We start from the raw sequence: 21,799 nt of genomic DNA, 5'->3' as shown, positions 1-21,799 counted from the left end.
ATCAGATGAAGCCCCGTATCGTCGCGTACAAGCCGCTGCCCGATGACGTCCTCGCGTACCTGCGCGAGCATGCGGACGTCGTGCAGGCCGACGGTGCCGCAGCCCTCGCCGATGCGCTCGGCGACGCGGACGGCGCGATCGGCGCGAGCCTGAAGGTCACGCCGGACATGCTCGACCGCGCACCGCGGCTGAAGGCGTGGTCGACGATCTCGGTCGGCTACGACAACTTCGACGTCGCGGATCTCACGCGGCGCGGGATCGTGCTCGCGCATACGCCGGACGTGCTGACCGAATCGACCGCCGATACGGTGTTCTCGCTGATCCTCGCGTCCGCGCGACGCGTGGTCGAGCTCGCCGAGTGGGTGAAGGCAGGCCACTGGCATCGCAGCATCGGCCCCGACCTGTACGGTACCGACGTGCAGGGCAAGACGCTCGGCATCGTCGGGCTCGGGCGGATCGGCGGCGCGGTCGCGCGCCGCGCGGCGCTCGGCTTCCGGATGCAGGTGCTGTACGCGAACCGGTCCGCGCATGCGGAAGCCGAAACGCAGTACGGCGCACGGCGCGTGACGCTCGACGAACTGCTCGCGCAAGCGGATTTCGTGTGCCTGCAGGTGCCGCTGTCGCCCGAAACGCACCACCTGATCGGCGCGGCCGAATTCGCGAAGATGAAACGCGGCGCGATCCTGATCAACGCATCGCGCGGGCCGGTGGTCGACGAAGCCGCGCTGATCGATGCGCTGCGCGCGGGTACGATCCGCGGCGCGGGGCTCGACGTGTTCGAGAAGGAACCGCTGGCCGCGGATTCGCCGCTGCTGCAGATGAAGAATGTCGTCGCGCTGCCGCATATCGGCTCGGCGACGCACGAGACGCGCCACGCGATGGCGCGCTGCGCCGCGGAAAACCTGGTCGGCGCGCTGGCCGGCACGCTGCGCACGAATCTCGTCAATCCGGATGCGCTCGCGCGCGCCTGAGCCGCGGCGGGTAACGGGCCACCACGAGCAGGTGCCCGCCCGGCGGGCGGGCGCCTTCGTTAGAGTCGATGGTCTTGGTGCCGGAGGGCTGGCTGCGTTATGATCCCCGCGCGTCGTATCGACGGCACGGCAGCGCTGCCGGCGGCGTCCAGCGACGGGTATCCGCTCCAGGTCCGGTGCGGCCGGCTGCTTGTGAACGTGACCGGGGCGGGTGCCGATGCGCCGGCGCCGATCGACCGCGAAGCATGGGATCCGCGTAAGCGGTGAAGGGCGGACGCGGATCGACCGCGAAGCATGGGATCCGCGTAAGCGGTGAAGGGCGGACGCGGATCGACCGCGAAGCATGGGATCCGCGTAAGCGCTGAAGCGCTAACGCGGATCGACAGGAGATTCCACCGGGTGGCTTACGTTTCCAACAACAAAGATCCGTCTGCTCACGAAGCGGCGCGGATCGAACGTCGCGAGGCACGACAGTGACCGATTCGCAACCAACCACAACGCGTCCGGCGACGATCAGCGATGTCGCGCGCGAAGCCGGCACCGGCAAAACCAGCGTGTCGCGCTACCTGAACGGCGAGACGCACGTGCTGTCCACCGATCTGCGCCAGCGGATCGAAGCGGCAATCGCGCGGCTCAACTACCGGCCGAACCAGATGGCGCGCGGGCTCAAGCGCGGCCGCAACCGGCTGCTCGGCATGCTCGCAGCCGACCTGACCAATCCCTATACCGTCGAAGTGCTGCAAGGCGTCGAGGCTGCCTGCCAGGCGCTCGGCTACATGCCGCTGATCTGTCACGCGGCGAACGAAGTCGAGATGGAGCGCCGCTTCCTGCAGCTGCTCACGACCTACCGCGTCGAAGGGCTGATCGTCAACGCGCTCGGCGCCGATGAGGACGTGCTGCGCCCGCTGCGCGGGGCCGGCATCCCGGCGGTGCTCGTCGACCGGACCGTCGAGGGCTTCGAGGCCGACCTGATCGGCCTCGACAACGGCGACGCGATCGAGACGGCACTCGCGCACCTGGTCGAACACGGTTTCGACGCGATCCATTTCGTCGTGCAGCCGTTCGAGCGCGTCAGCTCGCGGCGCCTGCGCGAGGCCGCATTCCGCGCGGCACTGGGCGCGCGCGGGCTGACGGTGCCGTCGACCGTCGTGCTCGACCTGAACGAGCCCGATGCGACCGCGACGGCGCTCGCCGACATCGATGCCCGCATCGACGACGCGGCACGGCGCGGCGTGCGCGCGGCGCTGTTCGCCGCGAACGCGCCGGTCGCGCTTGCAATCGCGCGCCACCTGCGCGCGCGTTTCGGCGCCGCGTGGCAACAGAAGGCGGCGCTGCTGTCGATCGACGATCCGGAATGGGCCGAGCTGATCGGTATCACGACGATCCGGCAGCCGACCTACGAAATCGGCTACAAGGCCGTCGAATTCGTGCACGAGCGGATCGACGGCGCAGCGGGCGACGTACGCGTCTCGCTGTTGCCCGGCGAGCTGGTTGTGCGCGCGTCGACCGCAAGCTGAGTATCATTCGGGGCACGCAGCGCGTCAGGTGCGCTGCCCCGAACAAGGAAATACATGACTGTCGCCCCCGTCACGCTGGCGGTGCTGATCGCCGCCACGCTGATCATCGCGCTCCTGCCGCTCGTCCTCTTCCGTATCCTGCGCAAGCCGCTTGCGCTGAACCGCCGCGACACGATCGTCGGCGTGGCCGTCTTCACGCTGTTCGCGATGATCCTCGAGCGCGCATTCCACGGGCTCGTGCTGAGCCGGACGCCGCCCGACGGCTGGCTCACGCAGCCGCTCGCGTTCGTCGCGTACAGCGCGCTTGCGACCGCCGTGTTCGAGGAAGCCGGTCGTTATCTCGGGATGCGTTTCCTGAACCGCCGCTACGGCGCGTCGGCCGGCGACAGCCGCGGAATCGGCTACGGGATCGGCCACGGCGGCGCCGAAGCGTGGTTCGTCGGCGTACTCGTGTGGGGCCAGTGGTCGTATCTCGCGTGGCTCGCGAGCCGCGGCCAGCTGGAGACCCAGCTCGCCGACCTGCCGGGCGATACCGTCGTGCGGCTGCACGTGATGCTCGCGACGCTGTCGGCACAGTCGATCCTGCTGTTGCTGCTCGAACGCTGCGCGGCGTTCGTGCTGCAGCTTGCGCTGTCGGTGCTGGTCTGGCGCGGCGTGCGCGCCAGCCGCGCGGGCGTGTTGCCGCTCGCGATCGTGCTGCATGCGCTGGCAGCCGCGCCGGCGCTGCTGTATCAGGTGCGCGTGCTGCCGGCCGGTTGGGTCGAGGCCGCGTATTTCGTGCTGGCCGCGCTTCTGGTCGTCGTGCTGGTGAAGACGTGCCGGCCGTCGCAATCGGCAGCCTGACGGGAGAGACGGGATGGACGACTATCTGATCGAATGCCAGAGCGCGGAATTCGACGCGCTCGCACGCGTGATCTGCGATCTCTTTCCGGAGCAGACGCGGTTCGCCGAAAGCAGCGACACGCGCGGGCGGTTCCTGTCCGTGCACTGGCTCGCGATGCGTTTCGGCGCGACGCCGAAGCGGATGACGCTCGATATCCGCATCGTGCCGGCGGCACTCGCGCGCTATCTGGCGCTCAAGCCGATGCAGCGCGCGCGCAGCCATGCGGTGCTGCATGCGTATACGGAAGCGATGCTCGGGTCGCTCGAGGAGCGCCACGCGGCCGGCGAGGCCGTCGAGCGGGACGCCGAACTCGAACTCGACGAAGACTTTGCGTGATCGTTCGCGCCGGCGCGATGCCGGCGCGCCGCGTCACGCGTCGCGGTAGACCTGCGCGAAGCGCTGCGCCTGCACGACACCGTAGTCGCCGGGCGCGTATTGCATCACCCAGTCGCCTGCGACGCCGCGCAGCGTGTCGCCGTTTTCCGAGCGGGCGATCGTGAACGGCTCGTCCATCCGGCGGGCGAGCACGACGGCCGGCCGGTTCCGGTAGGCGCCCGGCGCACCGTGTACGAGTGCCGGATCGGCGGGCAGGTATTTGGCGTCGAAGCGCGCGCGCGACACGACCCAGCGGTCGCCGGTGGAGCCCGTGATCAGCGCGTCGCCCGCCACATAGCGGTTCGGGCCTTCGAGGCTCATCAGTTCGCCGTCGGCGTCCGCGAAGGAAACGGCGACGGTTTCGTCCTTGACGACGCGACGGGCCTGCGGATCGGTACGCAGGTCGATGTGCTTGAGTTCGAGCATGGCGGGGAAGTGCGGGAAAAGCCGGGAGCTTATCCCGAATCCGGCGCGCCGTGTGACGCGCCGGTCGCCTGTAGCGGTGCCGTTCGGCCCGGACGGACCGTATACGGTGCCGGCGGTGCCGGCGGTGCCGGCAGGGCGGGCGTCAGGGCTGCGCGGGTGCGCTGGCGGCCGGCGCGGCTGCCGCCTTGCCTTCCTTGCCCTTCGTCTTGCCCTTGCCACGATGCTCGCCGCCGTGGTGCAGCCAGCTGCGGAACGTCGTGTCGGCCAGTGCCTTCTGGTCGGCTGGGAAACTCTCGTAGAGCGGTGCGAAGGCGTCGGCGAGCTTCTTCGCGCCGTCCGCGTTCGCTTGCGACAGTTCCGCATACTGCTTCATGTCGTCGAGTGCGGAGACGTCGTGCCTGGCCATCCGTTCACGATAGAGGCGGCCCATCGTGTCGCCGTTGCCGCGCATCGTGTCGGCGAACGTCTTCCACTGCGGCTCCTGCGCCGACGTGATCTTCAGCTGGTCGTGCAGGTACTTGATGCGCTGCTCGACGCGGGCTTCATGGCGCGCCTCGCGCTGCTCGGCGCTCGGGGCCGAAGCCGCGGCTGCGGCCGTCGTGGCCTGAGCGGGCGCTTGCGGCTGCGCCGGGGTTTGCGCGAACGCGCTGGCTGCAACGGCGAGCGTAGCGAGGGTGAGCGAAATTCTCTTCATGGTTGGCTCTCCGGGGTGGTGTCTGGCGAGCGGGCGCGGCGGCAATTGCCGCAAGCGCGCATCTCGCGTCGCCCGCTATTAGTAGCACGTTGAGTGCGGCGCAGCAGTGAATGCGACACTTGCTTACATCCGATACGAATCGAAATTGAAAGGTTCGAATCGGTTCCGGGCGATGCCGTTTGGGCCGGCCGGCGTTCGGCGCTATCATCGCGTCACCTTCCACTTTGCCGGCACGTCGTGCCCCGGCCCAGCCTCATGCGTCCACCCCGCCTCGACCAACTCGACGATCTCGACCGGCAACTCGTCGCGCTGCTGCAGGCCGATGCGCGCGCCAGCGTCGCGGATCTCGCGCGCCAGCTCGACGTCGCGCGCACGACGGTCGTCGCACGCATCGCGCGGCTCGAACGGACCAACGTGATCGCCGGCTACAGCGTCCGGCTCGGGCAGGACGTACTCGACGCGAGCATTTACGCGTATGTCGGCATCATCCTCACGCCGAAGTTCGGCAAGGACGTGTTGCGCAAGCTCGACCGGATGCCCGAGGTGCAACTGCTGTGCGCGGTGAGCGGCGAGTACGACTACGTCGCATGGCTGCGCGCCGATTCTCCCGAACGGCTCAACGACCTGCTCGACCAGATCGGTACGCTCGAAGGCGTCGAGCGCACGACGACGTCGATCATCCTGTCGCGCAAGATCGATCGCGGGACGATCGGCGGCTGACGTTCAGGCGCGGCGTTCATTGCGCCGCGCTTGTTGTGCTGTCGTATCGGCCCGACTGCCGGGCTGCGTCGTGCCAGGCGCCCCGCAAGCGGAATCCGCACCGGGATGTGCCCACCCGCACGACTGCGCTTCGTTTGCACGGGCGAGCGTGATGTCGACGCTCAGCCGGTTCGCGACGGGCAGCACGATCGCGGTCGGGAACGGCGGGATCGTCCATGCCGCTGCGAAACCGGGCACCGCATCGTTGCGCGCTTGCGAGAGCAGATCGCCGACCGGCGCGACGAATGCGCGCGTCAGCATGGACACGATCCGGAACGACGGCACCGCATTGATGCCGAACCGCCACGTCGCGAACACGGTCGCGGTCAACCCACCGAAGCACGGCGCGCCGAACGTGAAGCCGAGGCCGATCGTCTCGGTTGCAAGATCGCCCGCGGCGGTGCCGGACGCGAACGTGCATGGGATCGCGGTCGAATGGAGCCGCTCGCATCGCGGTGTGACGATCGTGTCGATCGACAGCGTGGGTTCGACGCGATGCCGCACGTTGGAGATCGCCGCGAGCGCGACGATCAACGCGGCGCGCTCGCTCGGAGGCTGACGTTCACTCCGACGATGCGCAGGTCGGTGATTCGCGTACCGACGATGTTGACCAGCACCACCGTTGCCTGGCAGATCCACGGCACATCGCAGTGCGTACGCAACTGCATCCACGGCGCCATCGCGATGCGCGTCACGATCCGGCCGCCCCCCACGTTGACTGCGAGAAAGTCCGCGCCGTTTTCGCCGACCGTGGTCGACATGATCTTGCCGATCCGGAGCGACAGCGCGAAGTCGGGCACCTTGTTCAGCCAGTGCGGCGTGCGTTCGGCGGGCAGGGGCCGCATGCGATGCCTCCTCGGCAATCGTGTAGTCGGCATTGCAGTCCGGCTCGCGAGACTTTGGCCAGCCCCGGCAGGCCCGTCAGCGAGTGAAAAACCCTCATTTCGACGTTTCGACGAAATGTGTCGTCGGAACGTCGAAATTATCGGTCGTTTCGCATCATTCTTCGTCTTGGAACTGATTTTGCGCGTCCCTAAACTGTGTTCATGGCTCAACGCCGTCCACTACATCACACCCATCATCAGGAGATAAGCGCATGAAAATCGCCATCGTCGGCGCAGGTCTGATCGGCCACACCATTGCTCACATGCTGCGTGAAACGGGCGACTACGAAGTCGTCGCGTTCGACCGCGACGCGGATGCGCTCGCGAAGCTGTCGCGCGAAGGCATCGCGACGCAACGGGTCGATTCGGCCGACGCCAACGCGATTCGCGAAGCAGTGAAGGGTTTCGATGCGCTCGTCAATGCGCTGCCTTATTACCTCGCGGTCAACGTTGCCGCCGCCGCGAAGGCTGCCGGCGTCCACTACTTCGACCTGACCGAAGACGTGCGCGCGACCCACGCGATCCGCGAACTGGCCGAAGGCTCCGACCGTGCGTTCATGCCGCAGTGCGGCCTCGCACCGGGTTTCATCGGTCTCGCCGCGCATGAACTGGTGAACGGCTTCACCGAAGTGCGCGACGTGAAGATGCGCGTCGGCGCGTTGCCCGAGTATCCGACCAACGCGCTGAAGTACAACCTGACGTGGAGCGTCGACGGCCTGATCAACGAATACTGCCAGCCGTGCGAAGCGATCCGCGACGGCCGCAAGCAGTGGGTGCAGCCGCTCGAAGGCCTCGAGCACTTCTCGCTCGACGGTACCGAATACGAAGCGTTCAACACGTCGGGCGGCCTCGGCACGCTGTGCGAGACGCTGTCGGGCAAGGTCGAGACGCTCGACTACAAGTCGGTGCGCTACCCGGGCCATCGCGATCTCGTGCAGTTCCTGCTCGAGGACCTGCGCCTGTCGACCGATCGCGACACGCTGAAGTCGATCATGCGCCGCGCGGTGCCGTCGACGAAGCAGGACGTCGTGCTGGTGTTCATCACCGTGACGGGCGTGAAGGACGGCCAGCTGGTGCAGGACGTGTTCACGCGCAAGATCTTCGCGAAGGACGTGTGCGGGATGCACATGAGCGCGATCCAGATCACGACGGCCGGCGCGATGTGCGCGGTGCTGGATCTGTTCCGCGAGAAGAAGCTGCCGCAAAGCGGTTTCATCCCGCAGGAAAAGGTGTCGCTGAAGGCATTCCTGTCGAACCGCTTCGGCAAGCTGTACGAAGGCGGCACGATGGAGCGCGTGCACGCGGTGGCCTGACCGTCCGCCAGCCTCAGGCACGAGGGCCACGAGGGCCGTACGACGCCGGGAGCGCAGCAGCGCTTCCGGCGTTGTTTTTTTTGCGGGAACGAAAAGGAGGGGCGATCAGGCTGGCAGCGGCGGGACGATCGTCGCCGCAGGCGGAGGCGGCGCGATGCGGTACAGCAGCGTATCGATGTCGGCGTCGGAGGGCGCGGTGTTGTCGAACATCACGATGCCGTCGCATTCGTGGCCGGTCGGCACGAAGCGGCGCTGCCGGTATTCGTCCCAGTGCGCGAGCTTGTAGGCATCGTTCGGGTTGCCGCGTGCGACGATCCGCTGGTGCGCGACGTCTTCCGACGTGTAGACCCAGACGACCGTCAGCGTGACGTCGGGGGCGATGCCGAGCCATGCGCGGTCGAGAATGCGGCGATCGCGCACTTCGCGCGACAACGGGCCGACGACGAGCGCGCCGATGCCCAGCGCGAGGTTTTCACGGGCCGTGTCGAGCAGGCCCTGGTATTCGGGATCGCGCAGGTGCTTCAGGTAGAGCGGGCTGTCGCGGTCGTTCGGATCCTCGGTGAGCGCACCCATCGCGGCCGAGCTGTAGCGGCCGTACAGCGTGTCCTTGTCGAGCAGGCAGAAGGCCTCGCCGGTCGCGCGCATCAGCGGCCCGATGAGCCGCTTCGCGAGCGTGGTCTTGCCGGTGCCGGCGTGACCGCAGAAGAACACCAGGTGCGTCACGAAACCTTGCCTCCCGGCCGCGGGCTCGGCGTACCGTTGCGCTTGTCGCCGCGCGAGAACACTTCCGCCTCCAGCCACATCGCGTTGATGATGCCGAAGCCGAGCGCCACGCCGATGCCGAGTATCCACGAGAAATACCACATGGGTCTGTCTCCTTGACGGTTGGGCCGCAGTGTCCTGGTGCGCGTGCTGCGGCGCACGCAGCCCGATCATGACCAATATCGTCGTGCCGCGCAAGCCGGGCCGCCCGCGCAGCAAACCGGTAAACTGATGCGCAAACCGCAACATCAGAGGCACCATGCTGATCAACTGTGCTGCATACCAGGACGGCCGCAAGCTGGCCGACATCGATATCGACGCCATCAGCGACTACGTGTCGAAGCCCGAATGCTTCGTGTGGGTCGCGCTGAAGGATCCGACGCCCGAGGAAATCGACCTGATGGGCGAGGAGTTCGGGCTGCACGAGCTCGCACTCGAGGATGCCCGCAAGGGGCACCAGCGGCCGAAGATCGAGGAGTACGGCGATTCGCTGTTCGCGGTGCTGCATACGGTCGAGCTCGATGACGACGGCGAATTCAAGGTGGGCGAGCTGAACGTGTTCGTCGGCCCGAACTACGTGCTGTCGATCCGCAACCACACCGAGCAGGACTTCCGCGACGTGCGCAAGCGCTGCGAGCACGAGCCGCATCTGCTGCGGGAAGGCTCGGCGTTCGTGTTCTACGCGCTGATGGACCAGGTCGTCGACCGCTATTTCCCGATCCTCGAAACGCTCGGCACCGAGCTCGAGGAACTCGAGGATCGGATCTTCGCGAAGGCGACGCCCGCGTCGTCGCGCGCGATCATCGAGGATCTCTATTCGCTGAAGCGCCGGCTCGTGATGCTGTACCAGCACACGGCGCCGCTGATCGAGCCGCTCGCGAAACTCACCGGCGGACGCGTGCCGCAAGTCTGCAGCGGGATGGCGGCTTATTTCCGCGACGTGTACGACCATCTGCAGCGGATCGTGAAGACGATCGAAGGGCGCCGCGAGATGGTCGTCACGGCGATCCAGGTCAACCTCGGGATGATCTCGCTGGCCGAGAACGAAGTGACGAAGCGGCTTGGTTCGTTCGCCGCGCTGTTCGCGATACCGACGATGATCGCCGGCATCTACGGGATGAACTTCGCGAACATGCCCGAACTGCACCTGAAATACGGTTTCTACGGCTGCATCGCGGTGATGGTCGTCGCCGACTTCGCGCTGTGGTGGCGATTCAAGCGGGCAGGGTGGCTGTAGTCCTGCGTCGCGCCTAGCGCGGCGCGTGCTTGCCGATCACGACGCGCCACGGACGTACACGCCACGATTTCACGAGGCCGTTCTGCACATACGGATCGGCGCGCGCGAACGACTCGGCCGCCTCCGGCGAGTCGCCTTCGAACACGAGCACGGCCTGGTCGGCCGGGTCCGACAGCGCGCCGGCGAGCACGAGTTCGCCGCGCTCGGTCGCGGCCTGTGCAAGCGCGAGATGTTCGGCGCGGAACGGTTCGCGCCGCGACAGGTAATCGTCGACGAGTTCGTAGATCAACTGGTAATGCATGCGTGGCTCCGGGAAGGGGACGGCGGCGCGGTCGTCGTGTCGGCACGGCTGCCGGTCAGTCTGTTGCGGCCAGTATAGGACAGCCGGATGGCCGGCGCGTCGCCACCGGGAGCGTAATCTCGTTCCCTGAATTGCAACTAACGGTCAGCCAACTCAGCGACCGGAAGTCCCGACCGCGGTCGCGCCTTTGATCCCACCGCTTTTTCTTCTTGTTTCGCAGGGCCGGGAGACGCGGTCCGCATCGACGATGCGGTCACGTCTGCAGGGCAGGCCCTGACGGAAGCTCGGTGTATGCGCCGCGGCCGCTCCGGCGGCCCGCACCTACGCCTTGTATCCGATCGTGCGCAGCAGATCCTTGCGCCAGCGCACGTCGTCGTCGTTCTCGACGCCGAGCGGCGGAAAGCCGTCGACGACACCGGCGATCCCGCGTCCCTGCGCGCTTTCCGCGACGATCACGTCGGTCGGGTTCGCGGTCGCGCAGTAGATCCGGCAGACCTCCGGCACGGCCTTGATCGCATTGAGCACGTTGACCGGATAGAAACCGTCGCCGAGGAACACGATGAACGCGTGACCGGCGCCGATCGCAAGGGCGTTGCGGCACGCGAGCTCGACGAGTTCCGCATCGGTGCCGGAGCGGCGCACGAGACGCTTGCCCGATGCCTCGCAGAACGCGAGCCCGAAACGAATGCCCGGCACGGTGCCGACCAGCGTCTCGTGGATGTCCTCGACGGACTTGATGAAATGCGACTGGCCGAGGATGAAATTCACGGCCTCGGGTTTGTCGATGGTGACGGTTTCGAATTGCAGCATGGCGGACCTCGTCTGGCGATGCGGCGCGCGCGCCGCAATGGGCTCTCCAAGCTTAGTACGCGGCGGCTGGCGTCGAAAGCGACGCGTCCTATCCTTGGTTGTGTAGGGCGCGCGAGCGCGAATGCAACGGAGGGCAACATGGACGTGCGACACGGCTTCGTCGACTGCGTGGGACGCACGCCGTTGATCCGGCTGGCGAAGCTCAGCGCCGAAACGGGCTGCGAAATCCTGGGCAAGGCGGAATTCATGAACCCGGGCGGTTCGGTGAAGGACCGCGCGGCGCTCTACATCATCCGCGACGCCGAGCAGCGCGGCGCGCTGAAGCCGGGCGGCACCGTCGTCGAGGGCACGGCGGGCAACACGGGCATCGGTCTTGCGCACATCTGCGCGGCGCGCGGTTATCGCTGCGTGATCGTGATTCCCGACACGCAATCGCCGGACAAGATGGCGATCCTGCGCACGCTCGGCGCCGACGTGCGCCCGGTGCCGGCGGCGCCGTATCGCGACCCGAACAACTATCAGAAGATTGCCGGGAGGCTCGCGGACGAACTCGACAACGCGGTATGGGCCAACCAGTTCGACAACGTCGTCAACCGGCAGGCGCACTACGAGACGACCGGACCGGAAATCTGGCGCGATACGGCGGGCACGGTCGATGCGTTCGTCTGCGCAACCGGCACGGGCGGCACGCTGGCGGGCGTGAGCCGCTACCTGAAGGAGCAGAATCCGGAGGTCCGGATCGTGCTGGCCGATCCGCACGGCAGCGGGCTCTACGGTTACGTGAAAACGGGCGACCTCGGTGCCGAAGGCAGTTCGATCACCGAAGGCATCGGCTCGACGCGGGTCACCGCGAATCTGGCCGGCGCACCGATCGACGACGCCGTGAGGATCGATGATTCGCAGTGTGTGACGATGGTCTACCGGCTGCTGCGCGAAGAAGGGCTGTACGTCGGCGGATCGAGCGGAATCAACGTCGCGGCGGCGGTCTGGCTGGCCCGCAGGATGGGCCCGGGGCATACGATCGTGACTTTGCTGTGCGATCGCGGCGACATCTATCGTGCGCGGCTCTTCAACCGCGAATGGCTGCGCGAAAAAGGGTTGGAACCGCGGTTGGAACCGGAACGGGAGCCCGAATGAGCAGAGGGGGAGGCGGCGTTTCCATTGGCTCGAATGCGACCTATGCTGAACAAATCCGGAGCGAACGCCGTTCGCCCGATTCGCCCAGACGAGGTGTGCCATGCCAGTATCAGCCACCCTGCAGGATTGCCTGCGCCAGAAGTCATCGCGGTACGAAGTGGTGTACCACCCCTATAGCCATACGAGCATGGAGACGGCCGCCGCCGCGCATATCCCCGGCGATCGTCTTGCGAAAACCGTGCTCCTCGAAGACGACGAAGGCTACGTCGCAGCCGTATTGCCGACCACGCACGCCGTGCGCCTGTCGGATCTTTGGGTGAAGACGGGACGCCATCTCGTGCTCGCCCGGGAGGTCGAACTGCGCGAGCTGTTCAAGGATTGCGACATGGGTGCGCTGCCGCCGGTCTGCATGGCGTACGGCATGAAGACGTTTCTCGAGGAACGTCTTGCACAGCAGCCGGAAGTCTATTTCGAGGCCGGTGACCACGAAGCACTGATCCACATGATGCAGGATGAATTCCTGACGCTGATGGAGACGGCCGAGCGTGCGCATTTCTCGCACAAGATGCAGGGCATGCAGTCCTGACGCGTGCGGTGAACGGGCAATTGTCGGTGCGTGTGTGACAGGGGTGCAGGTCCTGCCAGTGGGCAGGTCGCAGGATAGTTAATTCGATGTGCGAAGTGTTTGGTGATGTGTTTTAGTCCGACGACCAATCCTGAATTTATGTCGCATTCCGGATTAACTGTTTTGGGTACCTCGGGTACGGCATCGCTGGTACGCCGTCCTCGAGGAAACGATCCCGGCCAGTTCGAGGCGGTCGACCGGCATGTCCGTCGACATGCGGGCGATGACGAGGCGGGGGATGCATCCGCGAGATTATTGTTCGAATGCCCTTTTTTGGTGCGGTGCAGGAGATATGCCGATATTTATGTTGAAGCGGATCAATATCCGTTTTTGCATATACCCATACAATTCAATTACCAATTGAATAATAAAAGGTGTATTTGTGCTTACCGGAATATTATTTGAATATCCCCTCCAAACTTTGTATTCGGGTATCAAATAAAGTTTGACGGCAAAATTTTTTCCTTGCTATCTTCTGCACCCAAGTGAACGGCGCCAATGACATCACCGTGTAACGAACGGCGAATCGTCATACGAAACACGCGGTGCCGCCCGCTCAGCTGACAATTGCCTGAACGTGCAGGCGCGTGGTTTTCCGGTGCAAACACCGGGCCGCGCCGGCCGGAACGATTCCTTGAAAAAGAATGTATTGGAATTCGAATGCAATTCTTTCAATTCGGATTGCAAATTGAATTTGAAATGAAATGTTCGGGTGGATGCGGTGGCGATGCCGACCTGGTTTCGCCGCCGGCAGCAATCCGAAACTGGGCGAATCGCTTGGGGGATGGATGGTGGGCATGAAAGTCGAAGAAGGTCTGGTTACGTCGAACAGCGGACTGGCTACGCTGGGCCGTCCGCGAGAGTTCGGCAAGAAGCAACAGAATCCGGTACGCCGGTTCGGCGGCATCGGAATCGTCCTGGTGCTGCATGCAGTGCTGATCTACGCGCTGCTCAACGGCCTGGCGACGAAAGTCGTGCAGGTGATCCAGCACCCGATCGAAACCCGCATCATCGAGCCGGTCAAGCCGCCGCCGCCACCGCCGATGCCCGTGGTCAAGCTCCCGCCGCCGAAGTTCGCGCCACCGCCGCCGCCGTTCGTCCCGCCGCCGGAAGTGCCGGTGCAGGCGCCGCCGCAGGCGACGATCACGCACCAGTCGGCCCCGGTACCCTCCACGCCGGCCGTGCAGGCACCGGTCGTGGCGCCCCCGGCGCCGGCCAAGCCCGTCAGCCATGACGTGGGTGTCGTCTGCCCGAATTCGGATGCGCTTCGCGCGTCGATCCAGTATCCGAAGGAAGCGCAGGAAAACAACATCACGGGTGACGTGACGATCGAATTCGTCGTGGATGCGGAAGGGAACATCACGAACGAGCGCGTGGCGCAGTCGGCCGATCCGGTCCTCGATCGCGCTGCCTACAACACCGTAAAACGATTCAAGTGCGTCGCGCAGGGCCAGTCGGTGCGGGTCCAGGTGCCGTTCTCGTTCAATCTGAATTGATGCAGTGGGCGGCCCGGCGCGAACCGGGCCGGGAAAAACCATCACGAACTGACGTATTAAGTTCACCGAAATAACTGGAGTGGGGTATGACGAAGCGTTCACTGGCCGCGTTGGCGGCAAGCATCCTGATGTCCGTCGTCGCAGTCGACGGGTTCGTTGCGCCGCAGCTCGCCCATGCGCAGGCAAGCGGCGCGGCCGGCACGGCGGCACAGGCGGCGGCGCCGTCTGCCGCACCGGCCACGGCTCCGGCCGCCGCCGAACCGGCTCCGCCGCCCGCGCCGGCCACGACGGAAGCGGTCGAGAACCCGTACGGGCTCGGCGCGTTGTGGAAGAACGGCGACTTCGTCGCCCGTTTCGTGCTGATCCTGCTGGTGATCATGTCGATGGGGAGCTGGTACATCATGATCACGAAGTTCCTGGAGCAGTTGCGCGCCAATCGCCGCGCGAAACTGGCAGATGCGCAGCTCTGGTCCGCACCGTCGCTGGCCGAGGGCGCCAAGCTCCTCGACGAGGCCTCGCCGTTCCGCTTCATCGCCGAAACGGCGATCGAGGCCGGCGAGCACCATGAAGATGCGCTGCTGGAAGCCGTGGACCGCAACACGTGGATCGACGTGTCGGTCGAGCGCTCGATCACGAACGTGTCGAACCGGATGCAGGACGGGCTCGCATTCCTGGCCACGGTGGGCTCCACGGCGCCGTTCGTCGGGCTGTTCGGCACGGTCTGGGGGATTTATCACGCGCTGACCGCGATCGGTATCGCCGGCCAGGCGTCGATCGACAAGGTCGCGGGCCCGGTGGGCGAGGCGCTCATCATGACCGCGATCGGCCTCGCCGTCGCGGTGCCCGCGGTGCTCGGCTACAACTTCCTGGTCCGGCGCAACAAGTCGGTGATGGAGCGGGTTCGCAACTTCGGCGCGCAACTGCATACGGTGCTGCTGGCCGGCAATCGGCGCCCGGTACGCGCGGCGTCCTCGTCGCCGGCCGCGGCGTCGCTTGCGAACTGACCGCCTGACGGAGACGCGCGATGGCCATGAACGTCGGGCAGGACGACAGCGACGAGGTGATCGCCAACATCAACACGACGCCGCTCGTCGACGTGATGCTGGTGTTGCTGATCATCTTCCTGATCACGATTCCGGTCGTGACGCACACGATCCAGCTTCAGTTGCCGAAGGAGACGGTGCAACCGCTGCAGACGACGCCGAAGAGCATCGAGATCGCGGTGAACCGCGATGGCGACTTCTTCTGGGGCGAACAGCTGGTGGATGCGCAGACACTGCTCGCGAAGCTGAAGGACGTGTCGCAGCAGCAGCCGCAGCCGAGCGTCCACGTGCGGGGCGACCAGAACACGCGTTACGAGTTCATCGGCCGGGTGGTCACGATGTGCGAGCGCGCGGGGATCGCGAAACTGTCGTTCATTACGGAGCCGCCCGCACGCGGCGGCTAGTCGTGGGCGGGAACCTTGGTGAGAGGGCGGGCTGGCGGCTGGGGGGGATGCACTGACGCCGGTCGGCCTTGGGGCATGGGGTCGGCGTAGGTGCTGAAGCATTAATGCTGGTCGACCGCGAAGCATGGGGTCGGCGTAAGTGCTGAAGCACTAACGCTGATCGACCGCGAAGCATGGGACCAGCGTAAGCGCTGAAGCACTAACGCTGATCGACCGCGAAGCATGGGACCAGCGTAAGTGCTGAAGCACGAACGCTGATCGACCGCGAAGCATGGGATCAGCGTAAGTGCTGAAGCACTAACGCTGATCGACCGCGAAGCATGGGATCAGCGTAAGTGCTGAAGCACTAACGCTGATCGACAGGAGTCGACGATGGAAATGAATGTGCCTTCGGGCGGAAGCAATGCCGAACCGGAAGTGATGGTCGATATCAACACCACGCCGTTGATCGACGTGATGCTGGTGTTGCTGATCATGCTGATCATCACGATCCCGATTCAGATGCATTCGGTGAAGATGGACCTGCCGGTGGGTAACCCGCCGCCGCCGGCCACGCCGCCGGAAATCGTGCAGATCGACATCGACTTCGACGGCACGACGACGTGGAACGGCGCACCGGTGCCGGACCGCACGGCGCTCGAGGCGAAACTGACCCAGGTGGCGGCGGAACCCGTGCAGGCGGAAATCCACCTGCGCCCCAACAAGCTGGTGCCGTACAAGGACGTGGCCGCCGTGCTCGCGTCCGCGCAACGCGTGGGCGCGACCAAGATCGGCCTGATCGGTAACGAACAGTTCATGCAATGACGCCACGGACGAGCCGATGAACCAGCGACGATGGAAACGGATGATGGCGGTGGCGGCGCTCGGCGCGGCAGGCTTGCTCGGACGCCCGGCATTGCCGGCGGACGCGCTGCGGCCGGACGTGGCAAAACCGTTGGCGGCCGCACAGGACCTGTACCGGGCGCACAAGTATCGCGATGCACTGGGCAAGATCGCCCAGGCGGCGGCCGTGCCGAACCGGACGCCGTACGAAACCTACATGGTGGAGGAGATGCGCGGCGCGGCCGCGATGGCGGCCGGCGATTCCGGCACGGCCGCGCAGGCCTACGAGGCCGTGCTGAACTCGGGGCGACTGTCGGGCGAGGACGAGCAGCGGACCACGGCGGCGCTGGCCGGCATCTACTTTCAGCAGAAGAACTACCCGCTGGCGATCCGGATCGCCCAGCGCTACCTGAAGGCCGGCGGATCCGATCCGGAAATGCGCACGCTGCTCACGCAGTCGTACTACCTGTCAAACGATTGCACACCGCTCGTGAGCCAGTTGAAGGCGAGCACCGACGCGCAGGCGAACGGCGGACACGTGCCGGATGAAGGGCAGTTGCAGATGCTTGCGAGCTGTGCGCAGAAAGTGAAGGACGGCAACGCATATCGCGGTGCGCTCGGGCTGCTGGTGGCTTACCACCCGAGCCCCGCGTACTGGGACGAAATGGTCACGGCGATTCGCGGCAACCCGGGGTATCTGCCGTCGCTCGATCTCGACATCTACCGGTTGCGCCGGGCCACGGGCTCGCTCGCGACAGCCGATGCGTACATGGAGATGACGCAACTCGCGCTGGTGGCAGGGTTGCCCGCCGAAGGCAAGCAGGTGATCGATCAGGGGTTCGCGTCCGGCGTACTCGGCAAGGACGCGCAGGCGGATCGCGAGAAGCGGCTGCAGGCGCTCGCGGCAAAGCGCGCGCAGTCGGGCGGGGACGCCGCGACGCCGGCTGCGCCGATCGACGCGGGCATGAACCTCGTCTTCGCGGGCAAGGCGCAGCAGGGGCTGCCGATGATGGAGCAGGCGATCACGAAGGGCGGTCTCGATCATCCGGACGCGGCGCGACTGCGGCTCGGCGAGGCGTATTACGTGGCCGGTCAGAAGGCGCGGGCGGTCCAGGTGCTGCGCACGGTCAAGGGCACCGACGGTTCCGCCGACCTCGCACGGCTCTGGACAGCGGTGGCATCCCGCTAACGCAACGCAAGGGCACGACGGCTCGCAGCGCGGGAGCAGGCGTGGTCGGTGAGCGGTAATCGGTGCGCCGCTCAGATGGCACCGATGCATGAAGGGCAGGTCAGCCGAGGGAAAAGGGGCAGCCTTGTTGATTAGTAAACCGAATGAAATGTGCAAGATCGGATCGGCCGCGCGATGCGGGTGCCGTGACGCACCACGCGTGGCGTGCACGCCGCGACAGCGTGCAGCCGGGTATCGCACCGGGCCGGTTGCGTCACGGCATCGGTCGAAGCTTGACGACATCAAACCGATTTCGACTGCGAGGGACCGTCTTCCCATGGTTGTGCCCCCTGATGAGTCGGTGCTCGTCGCCGTGTCGCTAGGCAACAAGATCCGGGCGCTGCGCCAGCGCCTGAAACTCACGCTCGACGAAACGTCGACGATCGCCGGCATTTCGAAGCCGTTCCTGTCGCAAGTCGAGCGTGGGCGGGCGACGCCGTCGATCACGTCGCTGGTCCGGATCGCAAAGGCGCTGGGCGTGACGATGCAGTACTTCATCGACACGCCGACGGAAGCGCGCTCGGTATGCCGCGGCAATGCGCTGCAGTATTTCCAGTTCACCAACTCGGCCAGCCGGTTCGCCCGGCTGACGAATCTGGTGGACGGCCGCAAGCTCGACGCGATCCTCGTCAGGATGCCGGCGGGGCAGTTGTCGTCCGAGATGACGACGCATGCGGGCGAGGAGTTCGTCTACGTGTTGCGCGGGCAGGTGGCGCTGACGCTCGAGGATTGCACGTTCACGCTGAACGAGGGCGATACCGCGCATTACGAATCGACGATGCCGCATGCGTGGCGCAACACGGCCGACGAAGAGGCGGTGATCGTCTGGGTCGGCACGCCCAGGCTGTTCTAGCAAGGGCGGCCGGCGCGGCGGGCCGTCAGGAAGGAGAGGTACCCGATCGGCAGCGGATGCCGGTCGAATCGGCAGGAAGCAGGTAATGCGCTCAATGTAGGTATTTAGTATGGCGAATCAAAATAGAAAACGACGGTGACGCTGAATGGTGCTGGTGCCCCGAAGCCGAGCCGTTCGAGTCGTGGCGGTAGAAAGCGTGGCAATCGAAGGCGTGGCAATCGCGGGTTCCGTTACACGGTCACCCAGGACGCGCAAGGAATTCACAAGGTTCCGGCGCGCAGCAGGTGGGGTCTTACTACGAGCGAGAGGGAACAAGATGAAGCAGAGAGTTTTGGCGTTGGCCATCAAGAGGATAGTCTGGGCGGAGCTGGCGCTGACGGCGGCATTGGCGCCGCCGGCGTTTGCCCAGAGCCAGCCGGCGCCGGGCGCCGTCGCGATCGCGGATGCGGTCGCGAACGGCGCGCCCGTGACCGTTGCACAGGCGGGCGGCACGCCCGACGCCGCCGCTGCCACGGGCGCCACGGCGCCCGACGCGGCAGCGGGTGCGGCAACCGAGGCCGCACCCGGTGCGAACGGGCAGGGCAAGGTCGCGCAGATCAAGCGCTTCGAAGTGACGGGGTCGCTGATCCGGCAGGCCGACAAGACCGGTTTCCAGCAGGTGCAGACGATCACGCCGAAGGAAATCCAGGCCAGCGGCGCGGTGACCGTCACCGACTTCCTGCGCGATGCGGCGGCCAACTCGGCGAACAGCTGGGGTGAAGGGCAATCGGGCAACTTCGCGGCCGGCGCGGCCGGTATCGCGCTGCGCGGCCTGTCCGAGAAGTACACGCTCGTGATGGTCGACGGCCAGCGCGTCGCACCTTACGCATTCTTCTCGAACAGCGTCGACTCGTTCTTCGACCTCAACACGATCCCGCTCAACGATATCGAGCGGATCGAAATCGTGAAGACGGGCGCCGTGTCGCAGTACGGTTCGGACGCGATCGGCGGGGTCGTCAACATCATCACGAAACACAATTTCCGCGGCCTGCAGCTCGACGGCAGCCTCGGCAGCGCGATCAATGCCGGCAACGGCGACGGCACGACGAAGTTCGGCGTGCTCGGCGGCTTCGGCGACCTGAACGCCGACCGCTTCAACGTGACGGCCGCGCTCAGCTACTACAAGTCGAACGGCTTCACGCTGGCCGATCGCGATTCGACGCGCAACCAGGACTTCACGGGCAAGCCGGGCGGCTTCTCGCTGCTCGCGCCGTCGTACTGGAACATGCCCGGCGGCGTCGCGCAGGCGCTGAGCGGGGGCTGCCCGTTCGGCGGCTCGGTGCATCCGGCCGCGTCGAATTCGCTGTCGTCCGGCTCGCCGGGCACCGTCTGCGCGTACAACACGGCCGAAAGCACGTCGATCCTGCCGATGACCGAGCGCCTGAACGCGAAGCTGCATGGTGACTTCAAGATCGACGACAAGACGACCGCGTTCGCGGATTTCCTCGAGAGCTACAACACGACCACGACCAACGACGGCCTGTGGAACAACGTGATCGGCAACCCGCAGAACCCGGCGCTCGTCTGGAATCCGCAGACGAAGCTGCTGTCGCCGTTCAACTACACGGTACCGGTCAGCAACCCGTACAACACGACGGGCGCGGCCACGCCGCTCACCTACGCGTTTCCGAACACGGTCGCGCAGAAGACCTGGGCGAACTACTGGCGTGCGGCCGCCGGCATCAAGGGGTCGTTCACGCTGCCGTACGGCGACTGGGACTGGGCAACGTCGGTCAGCCACTCGCAGAGCACGGTGTCGAACGTGTTCACGAACCAGCTGAACGTCAACGCGCTGAACAATATCTACCAGAACGGCACGCTGAACTTTGCGAACCCGGCGGCGACGCCGAATGCGTTCAACGGGCTGTTCCAGGAAGCGAACAACCTCGGCATCTCGAAGCTCGACACGATCGACGCGACGCTGTCGACGCCGAACCTGTTCCATCTGCCGACCGGCGACGTCGGGATCGGTTTCGGCGCGCAGTTCACGCACCAGAGCGAAGTGCTGACGCCGGGCTCCGAATACCTGAGCGGGGCGGTCGTTACCCCGGACCTCGAGACGGTGAACGGCCAGCGCAACGTCGCGGCCGTCTATTACCAGATCAACGTGCCGATCCTCGAGAACCTGACGTTCAGCCAGGCCGGCCGCTACGACCACTACACGGACGTGGGCGGTGCCTTCTCGCCGCGCTTCGCGTTGCGCTACCAGCCGATCAAGGCCCTCACGCTGTATACGTCGTACAACCGCGGCTTCCGTGCGCCGACCTTTGTCGAGGACAGCAAGTCGCAGACGCTCGGCATCCAGGTCGATCCGGCCACCGGCCAGAACTACACGTCGATCACCGTCGGCAACCCGAACCTCGCGCCGGAACGCACGCGCAACTTCAATATCGGCTTCCAGGTATCGCCGAGCCGCTACACGGATCTCGGCTTCGACTGGTACAAGATCCGCATCGACAACGTGATCGGCCAGGGCGCGCCGTCACAGGTCGTGACCGATCCGACGACGGGCCAGCTGCTGTACAAGATGATTCCGTATCAGAACCTCGGTTACCTCGACACGAACGGCTTCGAAGGCACGTTCCGCCAGGGCTTGCCGCTCAAGGGCTGGGGCACGGTCACGCTGTCGGGTGACTGGGCGTACATCAACAGCTACAAGATCGGCTTCCCGGGCGGCACGCCGGTCAACGGCGCGGGCAACAACTTCACGATAACGCAGCCGTTCGGCGGCAGTTTCCCGCGCTGGCGCGGCAACACGACGCTGGACTGGAACTACCGGAAGTTCGATGCGGCGCTGACGTGGCAGTTCACGGGCCCGTACGCGCAGAACCTGCTGCCGGCGCCCGCGCCGTCGAAGGTCGGCTCGTACAGCCAGTTCAACCTGATGATGACGTACACGGGTTTCAAGAACTGGACGATCTACGGCGGCATCAACAACCTCTTCAACCGCACGCCGCCGTACGACCCGATCTTCGCGAACGGCACGCTGGACCAGAGCGGGTACGACACGTCGGTGTATTCGTACATCGGCCGGTTCGCGCAGGTGGGCGCGACGTACAAGTTCTGACGGCGATCGCGATGCGCTGACAGGCTTTGGACAGGCCGCTCCACGTCCACTACCCCCTTTTCGGGGCGGCCTTTTTTCGCCTGGCGCCACGACGTCCCGCAACCGGGGCGCGCGGCGGCGCAGTTGATCCGATCGTGTACAGCACGAACCACA

Annotated in this window: 25 protein-coding genes; 16 read left to right on the top strand and 9 right to left on the bottom strand. The window is 65.8% G+C overall.

The genetic code is table 11. The annotated features are described in order from the left end of the window. Positions 1–5 precede the first annotated feature (5 nt). From DPV79_RS20525 to DPV79_RS20510, 4 genes are all read left to right on the top strand, one after another. Entirely contained in the window at positions 6–971 is a 966-nt protein-coding gene (locus DPV79_RS20525) for an NAD(P)-dependent oxidoreductase (RefSeq protein ID WP_021160916.1), read from the top strand. 473 nt (positions 972–1,444) lie between these two features. Beyond that, positions 1,445–2,488 carry a LacI family DNA-binding transcriptional regulator gene (locus DPV79_RS20520; RefSeq protein ID WP_059488421.1) on the top strand — a complete coding sequence of 348 codons (1,044 nt, stop codon included), beginning with the start codon at positions 1,445–1,447 and terminating at the stop codon, positions 2,486–2,488. Positions 2,489–2,542: 54 nt separating this feature from the next. Then, positions 2,543–3,331 (top strand): YhfC family intramembrane metalloprotease, encoded by a 789-nt coding sequence (locus DPV79_RS20515; protein WP_113046332.1) that lies wholly within the window; start codon positions 2,543–2,545, stop codon positions 3,329–3,331. A 13-nt stretch (positions 3,332–3,344) separates the two neighbouring features. Beyond that, complete coding sequence (locus DPV79_RS20510) at positions 3,345–3,707, top strand: DUF3022 domain-containing protein (protein ID WP_027784493.1); 363 nt, start codon at positions 3,345–3,347, stop codon at positions 3,705–3,707. Positions 3,708–3,740: 33 nt separating this feature from the next. Here the strand turns inward: DPV79_RS20510 and DPV79_RS20505 are convergent, their stop codons facing one another. Continuing rightward, the gene (locus tag DPV79_RS20505) at positions 3,741–4,172 is read right to left on the bottom strand and encodes a PGDYG domain-containing protein (RefSeq protein WP_048022793.1); all 432 of its coding nucleotides are present in this window, start codon (positions 4,170–4,172) and stop codon (positions 3,741–3,743) included. Between the two features lie 142 nt (positions 4,173–4,314). Beyond that, entirely contained in the window at positions 4,315–4,866 is a 552-nt protein-coding gene (locus DPV79_RS20500) for a Spy/CpxP family protein refolding chaperone (protein ID WP_113046331.1), read from the bottom strand. A 255-nt stretch (positions 4,867–5,121) separates the two neighbouring features. Here DPV79_RS20500 and DPV79_RS20495 point away from each other — a divergent pair, with 255 nt between their 5' ends. Further along, positions 5,122–5,586, top strand: coding sequence for an Lrp/AsnC family transcriptional regulator (locus DPV79_RS20495; RefSeq protein ID WP_006481526.1), 465 nt, complete (start codon positions 5,122–5,124; stop codon positions 5,584–5,586). Between the two features lie 3 nt (positions 5,587–5,589). On the opposite strand, the gene DPV79_RS43080 is transcribed toward DPV79_RS20495, so the two are convergent. Next, the gene (locus DPV79_RS43080) at positions 5,590–6,159 is read right to left on the bottom strand and encodes a COG4705 family protein (protein ID WP_208866736.1); all 570 of its coding nucleotides are present in this window, start codon (positions 6,157–6,159) and stop codon (positions 5,590–5,592) included. Then, positions 6,156–6,470, bottom strand: a complete 315-nt coding sequence (locus DPV79_RS43075; protein WP_208866735.1) for a COG4705 family protein — start codon at positions 6,468–6,470, stop codon at positions 6,156–6,158. The genes DPV79_RS43080 and DPV79_RS43075 overlap by 4 nt, the downstream gene beginning before the upstream one ends. A gap of 251 nt (positions 6,471–6,721) precedes the next feature. Between DPV79_RS43075 and DPV79_RS20485 the strand changes: the two genes are divergently transcribed. Next, complete coding sequence (locus tag DPV79_RS20485) at positions 6,722–7,822, top strand: saccharopine dehydrogenase family protein (RefSeq protein WP_021160924.1); 1,101 nt, start codon at positions 6,722–6,724, stop codon at positions 7,820–7,822. A gap of 105 nt (positions 7,823–7,927) precedes the next feature. Here DPV79_RS20485 and DPV79_RS20480 read toward each other — a convergent pair whose 3' ends face one another. Both DPV79_RS20480 and cydX read right to left on the bottom strand, forming a co-directional pair. Beyond that, entirely contained in the window at positions 7,928–8,545 is a 618-nt protein-coding gene (locus tag DPV79_RS20480; protein ID WP_021160925.1) for a P-loop nucleotide/nucleoside kinase family protein, read from the bottom strand. Beyond that, positions 8,542–8,688 (bottom strand): cytochrome bd-I oxidase subunit CydX, encoded by a 147-nt coding sequence (cydX, locus tag DPV79_RS20475; protein ID WP_048022786.1) that lies wholly within the window; start codon positions 8,686–8,688, stop codon positions 8,542–8,544. Before cydX ends, DPV79_RS20480 begins: the two co-directional genes overlap by 4 nt. 155 nt (positions 8,689–8,843) lie before the next feature. Here cydX and corA point away from each other — a divergent pair, with 155 nt between their 5' ends. Next, positions 8,844–9,821, top strand: a complete 978-nt coding sequence (corA, locus tag DPV79_RS20470; RefSeq protein ID WP_048022784.1) for a magnesium/cobalt transporter CorA — start codon at positions 8,844–8,846, stop codon at positions 9,819–9,821. A 13-nt stretch (positions 9,822–9,834) separates the two neighbouring features. Here the strand turns inward: corA and DPV79_RS20465 are convergent, their stop codons facing one another. After that, a complete protein-coding gene (locus DPV79_RS20465) occupies positions 9,835–10,122 on the bottom strand; it encodes a YciI-like protein (protein WP_021160928.1) in 288 nt (95 codons plus the stop codon). Positions 10,123–10,443: 321 nt separating this feature from the next. Beyond that, positions 10,444–10,932 (bottom strand): adenosine-specific kinase, encoded by a 489-nt coding sequence (locus tag DPV79_RS20460; protein ID WP_091923283.1) that lies wholly within the window; start codon positions 10,930–10,932, stop codon positions 10,444–10,446. Positions 10,933–11,070: 138 nt separating this feature from the next. On the opposite strand from DPV79_RS20460, the gene DPV79_RS20455 reads away from it, so the two are divergent. Together DPV79_RS20455 and DPV79_RS20450 are read left to right on the top strand one after the other, a co-directional pair. After that, entirely contained in the window at positions 11,071–12,069 is a 999-nt protein-coding gene (locus tag DPV79_RS20455) for a cysteine synthase A (protein ID WP_113046330.1), read from the top strand. 100 nt (positions 12,070–12,169) lie between these two features. Further along, on the top strand, positions 12,170–12,655 hold the full coding sequence (locus DPV79_RS20450; protein ID WP_027787328.1) for an aminoacyl-tRNA deacylase: 486 nt from the start codon (positions 12,170–12,172) through the stop codon (positions 12,653–12,655). A 595-nt stretch (positions 12,656–13,250) separates the two neighbouring features. Here the strand turns inward: DPV79_RS20450 and DPV79_RS42170 are convergent. After that, positions 13,251–13,493, bottom strand: a complete 243-nt coding sequence (locus DPV79_RS42170) for a hypothetical protein (protein WP_124467399.1) — start codon at positions 13,491–13,493, stop codon at positions 13,251–13,253. Between DPV79_RS42170 and DPV79_RS20445 the strand changes: the two genes are divergently transcribed. The 7 genes from DPV79_RS20445 (at position 13,492) to DPV79_RS20415 (ending at position 21,646) form a co-directional block, all read left to right on the top strand. Then, positions 13,492–14,190 carry an energy transducer TonB gene (locus tag DPV79_RS20445; protein ID WP_048022908.1) on the top strand — a complete coding sequence of 233 codons (699 nt, stop codon included), beginning with the start codon at positions 13,492–13,494 and terminating at the stop codon, positions 14,188–14,190. The two genes, DPV79_RS42170 and DPV79_RS20445, sit on opposite strands and share 2 nt — an antisense overlap. Positions 14,191–14,276: 86 nt before the next feature. Then, positions 14,277–15,194, top strand: coding sequence for a MotA/TolQ/ExbB proton channel family protein (locus DPV79_RS20440; protein ID WP_027787330.1), 918 nt, complete (start codon positions 14,277–14,279; stop codon positions 15,192–15,194). Positions 15,195–15,214: 20 nt separating this feature from the next. After that, positions 15,215–15,637, top strand: coding sequence for an ExbD/TolR family protein (locus tag DPV79_RS20435; protein ID WP_021160935.1), 423 nt, complete (start codon positions 15,215–15,217; stop codon positions 15,635–15,637). A gap of 372 nt (positions 15,638–16,009) precedes the next feature. After that, the gene (locus tag DPV79_RS20430; RefSeq protein WP_113046329.1) at positions 16,010–16,441 is read left to right on the top strand and encodes an ExbD/TolR family protein; all 432 of its coding nucleotides are present in this window, start codon (positions 16,010–16,012) and stop codon (positions 16,439–16,441) included. 16 nt (positions 16,442–16,457) lie between these two features. Continuing rightward, a complete protein-coding gene (locus DPV79_RS20425) occupies positions 16,458–17,648 on the top strand; it encodes a tetratricopeptide repeat protein (RefSeq protein ID WP_060196319.1) in 1,191 nt (396 codons plus the stop codon). 316 nt (positions 17,649–17,964) lie between these two features. Beyond that, entirely contained in the window at positions 17,965–18,540 is a 576-nt protein-coding gene (locus tag DPV79_RS20420) for a helix-turn-helix domain-containing protein (RefSeq protein ID WP_059710271.1), read from the top strand. A 316-nt stretch (positions 18,541–18,856) separates the two neighbouring features. After that, a complete protein-coding gene (locus DPV79_RS20415) occupies positions 18,857–21,646 on the top strand; it encodes a TonB-dependent receptor (protein WP_069253546.1) in 2,790 nt (929 codons plus the stop codon). The last annotated feature ends 153 nt before the right edge of the window (positions 21,647–21,799 follow it).

The sequence above is a fragment of the Burkholderia reimsis genome, from assembly GCF_003294055.1.
GTDB lineage: Bacteria > Pseudomonadota > Gammaproteobacteria > Burkholderiales > Burkholderiaceae > Burkholderia > Burkholderia cepacia.
Note: the sequence above shows the minus strand (reverse complement) of the source record. Positions and strands in the feature narration are given on the sequence as shown.